Below are 6,202 nucleotides of genomic sequence, written 5' to 3'. Positions count from 1 at the left end.
CGATGTGGTCTTTGTCGTGATCAAGTCGCTTGGCGCCATCGGTGATCCGGTTGCAGTCGAGCCCCTGATCGGATGCCTAGACGGGGCGGATCGCTGGGTTCGCCGGGGTGTGGCTCTTGCACTTGGCGAGATCCGGGACCCTCGTGCGATCCCTCCCCTCACCGATCTGCTGAAGGATGAGCGTCCGGAAGTCCGGGCAGCCGCTGCCGAAGCGCTCGGCAAGATCGGCGATCCAACGGTTGCAGAGCTGATCCGGCCCCTGCTCGACGATGAGAAGGATATCGTCCAGGATGCTGCCTGGGAGGCGCTCAGGGTGCTCTCTGAAAGGACGGAAAGGTGAGAGGCGGTGCCCCAGTGCCACGGGTTGGTTCTGTGATAAGAGTCAGGTGTAAAACCATAATAGCCTCAAATATATAGTATAGTATATGGCATCAGATAGCGCCAGAACAACACTCTCTATCTCCCATGAGACCTGGTTGAAACTATCAAAATTGCGGAAAGAGGATCAGAGTTATGACTCTCTCATTTCAGAAATCGCAGATCAGGCTCTCATGAGATCAGACGATGATGACGATTAGGATGTTGAGAGAGTTATCAAAGATTTAACGATAATCGATAAACGGACCCGTTACCACTCAATGGAAGAGGTCTTTTCGGATGTATGATATTGTTTTCAGTGAAGAAGCACTGAAATACATATCAACGATTCCAAAGAAGCAAAGAACCCACATCAAAGAGATTATTGAATTGTGTCTTGACAGATATCTTCTGCAAGTACATAAAAGATGCAATAGGAAACTCCTGAAAAGATCCAACCCGAAAACGTACCGTCTCCATATCTCTATGAAACACACCCTTTTTTATTGGATTGATACAGAAGCCCGATTGGTTAAGATAATAAACGCTATGAGCAGAAACCAGGCTCATCAAAGATATAAGCGGTTTTAAGATTTTTATATATAAACGGAGGGAATTTCTCATTTTATCCTGCATTCCGACTATCATTGACCGCTCTTACAGTTTTCTCGTTCCAACCTGAACGACCTTTAATGTGACATCCGGCACCCAAGGCAACCCCCCTTTGATCCCCCCTCTCCTGAGGGGGGCAGAAGGATAGCTGGCAAAAGCAGGCATCGCCAGCTGGCGCCGGCAGGGGTGGCGGGAATGGGTAAGCCCAACGCAGTTTCTGGGTAGGATGCGGGATTGATGGGCGATGCGGATGGTTGCGGATCCATCGAAGAAGGGGAATGGCAGGGCGCGTCATATAAGACAAATGCGCTTACAGGTTCTTTCATTACTCTTGAAAAGACCTGTTCTGTGACACACAACACATAGGCAACCCCCCTTTGATCCCCCCTCTCCTGAGGGGGGCAGAAGGATAGCAGGGCAAAAACAGGCATCGCCAGCTGGCACCGGTGGGAAGTGAGAGGAATGGGTAAGCTCAGGGAGCCCCTGTGGATGAAACGGGATAAATGGGCGATGCGGGTGGCTGCGGATCCATCAAAGAAGGGGAAGCGGCAGGGCGCGTTACTGTCGTTTGTTTCTCTCCAATGAGATTGAAATGAAAACAATTCCGGCGCGACAGCGCCATAATCCTCATTGCGGGGCAATCAGCCCCGCTTGGTGACCGCAGGTCGCCCACCCCAACAGGCGAAAGGGGGCAGGCAGTGCCCCCCCTGAAGCCGGGAGGGGTCAAACCTATGCACCCAATTAGAGGAATATTGAGGGATTTATGGGAGTTTTAAGGGGTAGAGATATTAAAGAAATATAAGTTTTTCACGGTTTCCGACGTGCATTCGCCCGGACATAGGCCGCCCCTTCCTCATCCTGCACCCGGAGAAGGTAGGTCCCAAAACAGGGCTTTGTATAAGGGAGGATCACCGTGTCCGCTCCTTCAATGGCAACTGCAATCGGAGGCACCCCTATCATCCGTTTCTCAAAGAGGAGGAATCCGGGATCGACATAGTATACCTCGGTATAGTGCTTCTCAATATATTCCCGGCTCTCCCTGAAGGAGGTGTATTCCAGGATCACCTCATATCCAAGGTTCTGTACACAGCTCATTATAGAATACCCCCCTGAAATGTTCTTTCTGCTCGATAGAAGTCTCCCTTTACTTTCATCGCTTCTCCCACCCCATCACCAGATCGAGTTTTCTTCTGAGTTTGCCGGGGTTATGAACCGCCGGATCCATAATGAGATCGCAGGAGCAATCAAGATCTCCTGCCAGGGCTTCTGCATCCCTCCCAAAGATCAGGACAACAAGACGGCCGTGGAAGAGGAACCGGATCGTTGATGCATATGAGATCCCGGCATCATTATGGATAAATGCCAGGACCAGAGATGGCCGCCGGATCTCCTGTGAGAGTTCATCGATACACTTTTCAAGCTCGACAAGCTCCCGGAGATACATCTTTTTTGGATCTGAGATCCTGAGCAGGTTCAGAACAGAGGGGTTCCCTGCAATGGTGAGCGTGTATCCATCGTCATTCAACCGGTCTGCTGCATAGAGGGCAAGCGCCTGCTGGACAGGAACCTCGGGACATCCAAGAACGATCAGTGCCTCGTTTGCGGTTTTATCCATCAGATCCCCCCGTGATGCCACTCCCTGGCTGAGCATGACTTGAGATTGTTTTCCTGCGATACTTGATGGCATAGCTTTCACAGTTGCTTGGTGCTTCGGATGGATAAACGCTGCTGATCCCGATGTGAGGGTTCAGTCTGATACGCGGGGGAGAGACATGAGGGTCATCCATCAGGAGCTTTATGATGCTCTATGATCCAGATCACTATGAAATGCAGGTGATTCTCCCCGACAAAAGCCGCCACACCCTCCCTCCGGATCCACAGAATATTCGAGAAATACTGGATGGGTTTGGCTGCAACCCGACAAGCGTGATCGTGATCAGAAATGGAACTGTTGTACCGGAAGATTTCATTGCTCGCGGGGATGATGAGATCAGAATCGTTTCCGTCTCCCATGGAGGATAAGAGATGATTAATGGTGAAAGCGGTGATATTCCCGGAAAGGATAAAACCTGCTCCTTCTGCACGAAGCCTGCCGTTGCCCGGCTCACCGATCCAGACCGCCACCTCTGTGCAGACCATTTCATCAGGGACTGCGAAGAGCGGGTGCGAAATATAATGATAGCCGAGGGCATGATTTCTCATTCCGACCGGATCGCAGTCGGGCTCTCGGGCGGAAAGGACAGCACAGCCCTCCTGATGATCCTCTCCCGGATTCTCGCTTCCGGTGGTGATGATGACTCTTCAGAGAAAGGTGCCAGAGAGAACGATGCTGTCAGGCCAACTGCGGATCTTGTTGCAGTAACCATCGATGAAGGGATCGCAGGCTATCGTGAGGAGACGATGGAGGCAGCAGCTGCATTGGTCGGGCGTTTTGGAATTTCGCAGCAGATCATCAGTTTTCGTGAGCTCTTCGGATCCGACCTCGACACCCTACTCAAAGGCCGCGAAGAGGAGGCATGTACCGTCTGCGGGGTGCTCAGGAGGAGAGCGCTTCTTGAGGGTGCCCGGCGTGCCGGGGCAACCAAGATCGCAACCGGCCATAACCTGGATGACGAGGCACAATCAGTCCTGATGAACCTGCTTCGGGGCGATCTTCCCCGGATGGTTATGGATACCGCATCCGGATACCCAGACTGTTTTATTCCAAGGATTAAACCGCTCCTCCCGCTCTCGGAGAAGGAGATTGTGATCTACCTGATGGTGCAGGGGGCATTTACCGATCTCCCCGAATGCCCGTATGCCCACACCGCACTCAGGGGAGAGGTGCGGGAGATGCTCAGCTCTCTTGAATTGCAGTATCCCGGGACACGGCAGAAGTTGATCTCTGCTCGCGATGATGTACGGGAGATCGTCGGTGCAGGTGAACCGGGGGTGCGGGGAGAAGGAGCGGTTAACCGGTGCCGTCGTTGCGGTGAGATCTGTAGCGGGGAGATCTGTGCTGTGTGCCGGGTTTTAGAGCTTGCCAATGAGAAAAATTGATATACTATAAAAAATTGTAATACTCTCATTTAGAACTTATTGGACCTTTTTTCACCCAAGCACCCATCCAGGCTTACCCCAGACTGACCCAAGATCAATAACAAGATACGAGTCTGATAGCTTTAAACCAAATGGCACTTCAAAAACGATAGAACTCGTAGTTATATCATTCCTACCCAGCGTCTTCTGAGAATACATCTCTCCAAGGGAGGTAAACAGTGCTGTCTGAATAGGATGAAACTCTTCACCAGCCCCATTCAGCCTGAATGACGAGAGAGGAGGGGTCTTAATGGCATAGATCTTACCATCACGGTTCCCACTATGGGCAACACGCAGGTGTACTACAATATAAATTGCACCTTCTGGAGCATTCACGTGAGCTGTCTTCCCTGTGATTCCATCTTCATACCAGAAATATGATCGAGTTGATGCATACCGCGGGGATATAATTATATCATTGCTTTGTGTTGAATCCATGTATTTGAAGCCCCTTCCCATTGGTAGGAGACCATCAGGCAAGGGATAAATGTTCATATTTGAAAGCTCTTGTTTTGCCATTTCATGCTCAGTGGCCGTATCAACCCTGAACTGATAATTACCCGATGCGGGATTCTTCCCATCCTTGACTAACGAGAGCTGCTCTACCTCTTTTCTTACAGCATTCAGGGAAGCCTGCGCCTCAGTAATATCTACAATCATTTTCTGGCGTTCACTCACTGAGCCGGGGAGACCTCGTGAAAAGTACGAGGCTGTGGCAATCATCTTGACCATAGCATGTTGAAAATTGTGATGTTCCTTCATGAAATCCTTAGAAACTGTCATAGATGCAACTTCTTCCCAGGTTTCCAGGGATAATCTCTGTAGCTCTTCACTCTGCGTAATCAATAGCGGCCTGTTTCCCCCCTTTACCAATTCATTACAGAGAGTAGCCAAAACAGAGATTCTTTCGCCCTTTTCCAAAAGAGTTTTTACGAAGAGGTCATCATCATCCTCGATCTCGGGAATCAAATCTTCTTCCTCTGGTTTTGGAAGAGCCAGAGTCTCTTTAGGTGTCGAACGAATATCAATCACGCGTGTTCCAAAATAATGACTGAGTGAGGCAAGAGCCAGAGGGGATCCGTTATATGAATCTGTGCAAATTATACTGATGCAATTCGTTTCGTATTTTGTAACAGGTTGATTTGGAGAAGAAGTTGCAATGATGACAGTTGATATGAAGGCAACCCCGATAATAAGTGTAATTATATTCAGATATCGAATATCCATAAGTAAACACCTGTCTGCATGTATGCCTTATCAAATCCAGTCAATAAACCATAACCAGGATCATATAGCTGAAATTATTTCCAAAAGTATATCTTTTTTTGGATTTATATTGAAAGTCAGGAATTTTGGTACCGGGTGTCAATTGCGGTATATAATTGCAGAGGAAACGCAGTGATAGAAATTATATTATGATAGATATAACCCCTCTACCCAATAACACAAGATCCGAAGAAACAAGCGTGCTTTCACCAGACGAACAGAGACGCTACTCCCGCCAGATCATGCTCTTTGGCGAGGAGGGGCAGGAGAAGCTAAAACAAGCCGCAATCTTCATCGCAGGAGCCGGGGGCCTGGGCTCCCCAATTGCACTCTATCTCGCAGCATCCGGGATAGGAAAGATCATCATCGCGGACAATGATCTCGTTGAGCTCTCGAACCTAAACCGCCAGATTATCCACTCAACCCCGGATATCGGGGAGAAGAAGAGTGAATCGGCACGGCAGAAGATGGAGGCGATGAATCCCGGGATTATTATAGAGGCACATCATACCACCATTGATTCTGAGAATATCTCCAACTTGATCAAAGATGCCGATGGGATTGTGGATGCGATGGACAATTTCGAGACGAGGTACATCCTGAATGAAGCTGCTTTTGAGAAAGGGATTCCGCTCTTCCATGGAGGGATCCACGGCTTTTCAGGGCAGGCAACAACGATTATCCCCGGCAGAACCGCCTGCCTCAGGTGTATCTTCCCCCATGCCCCGCCGAAAGAGACGTTTCCTGTGCTTGGAACAACTGCCGGATTCATCGGAGTCGTGCAGGCAAACGAGGTCATCAAATACCTGACCGACACAGGTGAACTCCTTGAAAACCGCCTCCTCCTCTGGGATGGCGAGAGGGCGGAAGTCGACACAATAGCAGTTGA

At 49.7% G+C, this 6,202-nt stretch carries 7 protein-coding genes; 4 read left to right on the top strand and 3 right to left on the bottom strand.

All coding sequences use genetic code 11. The annotated features are described in order from the left end of the window. On the top strand, positions 1 to 340 hold a 340-nt coding region (locus tag QCH34_RS04870), incomplete at its 5' end, for a HEAT repeat domain-containing protein (RefSeq protein WP_300331008.1). Between the two features lie 1,436 nt (positions 341 to 1,776). On the opposite strand, the gene QCH34_RS04865 is transcribed toward QCH34_RS04870, so the two are convergent. Both QCH34_RS04865 and QCH34_RS04860 read right to left on the bottom strand, forming a co-directional pair. Continuing rightward, entirely contained in the window at positions 1,777 to 2,064 is a 288-nt protein-coding gene (locus QCH34_RS04865; protein WP_300331005.1) for a DUF1894 domain-containing protein, read from the bottom strand. 55 nt (positions 2,065 to 2,119) lie between these two features. After that, entirely contained in the window at positions 2,120 to 2,656 is a 537-nt protein-coding gene (locus QCH34_RS04860) for a DUF1890 domain-containing protein (protein WP_300331000.1), read from the bottom strand. Between the two features lie 110 nt (positions 2,657 to 2,766). On the opposite strand from QCH34_RS04860, the gene QCH34_RS04855 reads away from it, so the two are divergent. Further along, complete coding sequence (locus QCH34_RS04855; RefSeq protein ID WP_300330995.1) at positions 2,767 to 2,991, top strand: MoaD/ThiS family protein; 225 nt, start codon at positions 2,767 to 2,769, stop codon at positions 2,989 to 2,991. A 3-nt stretch (positions 2,992 to 2,994) separates the two neighbouring features. Beyond that, positions 2,995 to 4,008, top strand: a complete 1,014-nt coding sequence (locus QCH34_RS04850) for a TIGR00269 family protein (RefSeq protein ID WP_300330989.1) — start codon at positions 2,995 to 2,997, stop codon at positions 4,006 to 4,008. Between the two features lie 51 nt (positions 4,009 to 4,059). On the opposite strand, the gene QCH34_RS04845 is transcribed toward QCH34_RS04850, so the two are convergent. Continuing rightward, positions 4,060 to 5,274, bottom strand: coding sequence for a hypothetical protein (locus QCH34_RS04845; protein ID WP_300330986.1), 1,215 nt, complete (start codon positions 5,272 to 5,274; stop codon positions 4,060 to 4,062). A gap of 188 nt (positions 5,275 to 5,462) precedes the next feature. On the opposite strand from QCH34_RS04845, the gene QCH34_RS04840 reads away from it, so the two are divergent. Next, positions 5,463 to 6,202, top strand: a 740-nt coding sequence (locus QCH34_RS04840) for a HesA/MoeB/ThiF family protein (protein ID WP_300330983.1), incomplete at its 3' end; no start/stop codon positions are given.

The organism is Methanocalculus sp. (assembly GCF_029762515.1).
Classification (GTDB): Archaea; Halobacteriota; Methanomicrobia; order Methanomicrobiales; family Methanocorpusculaceae; genus Methanocalculus.
Note: the sequence above shows the minus strand (reverse complement) of the source record. Positions and strands in the feature narration are given on the sequence as shown.

Bases quoted from the DNA above. Each gene is read 5' to 3' on its own strand.
- QCH34_RS04865 (WP_300331005.1), bottom strand. From the start codon at position 2,064: ATGAGCTGTGTACAGAACCTTGGATATGAGGTGATCCTGGAATACACC.
- QCH34_RS04860 (WP_300331000.1), bottom strand. From the start codon at position 2,656: ATGCCATCAAGTATCGCAGGAAAACAATCTCAAGTCATGCTCAGCCAG.
- QCH34_RS04855 (WP_300330995.1), top strand. From the start codon at position 2,767: ATGATGCTCTATGATCCAGATCACTATGAAATGCAGGTGATTCTCCCC.
- QCH34_RS04850 (WP_300330989.1), top strand. From the start codon at position 2,995: ATGATTAATGGTGAAAGCGGTGATATTCCCGGAAAGGATAAAACCTGC.
- QCH34_RS04845 (WP_300330986.1), bottom strand. From the start codon at position 5,274: ATGGATATTCGATATCTGAATATAATTACACTTATTATCGGGGTTGCC.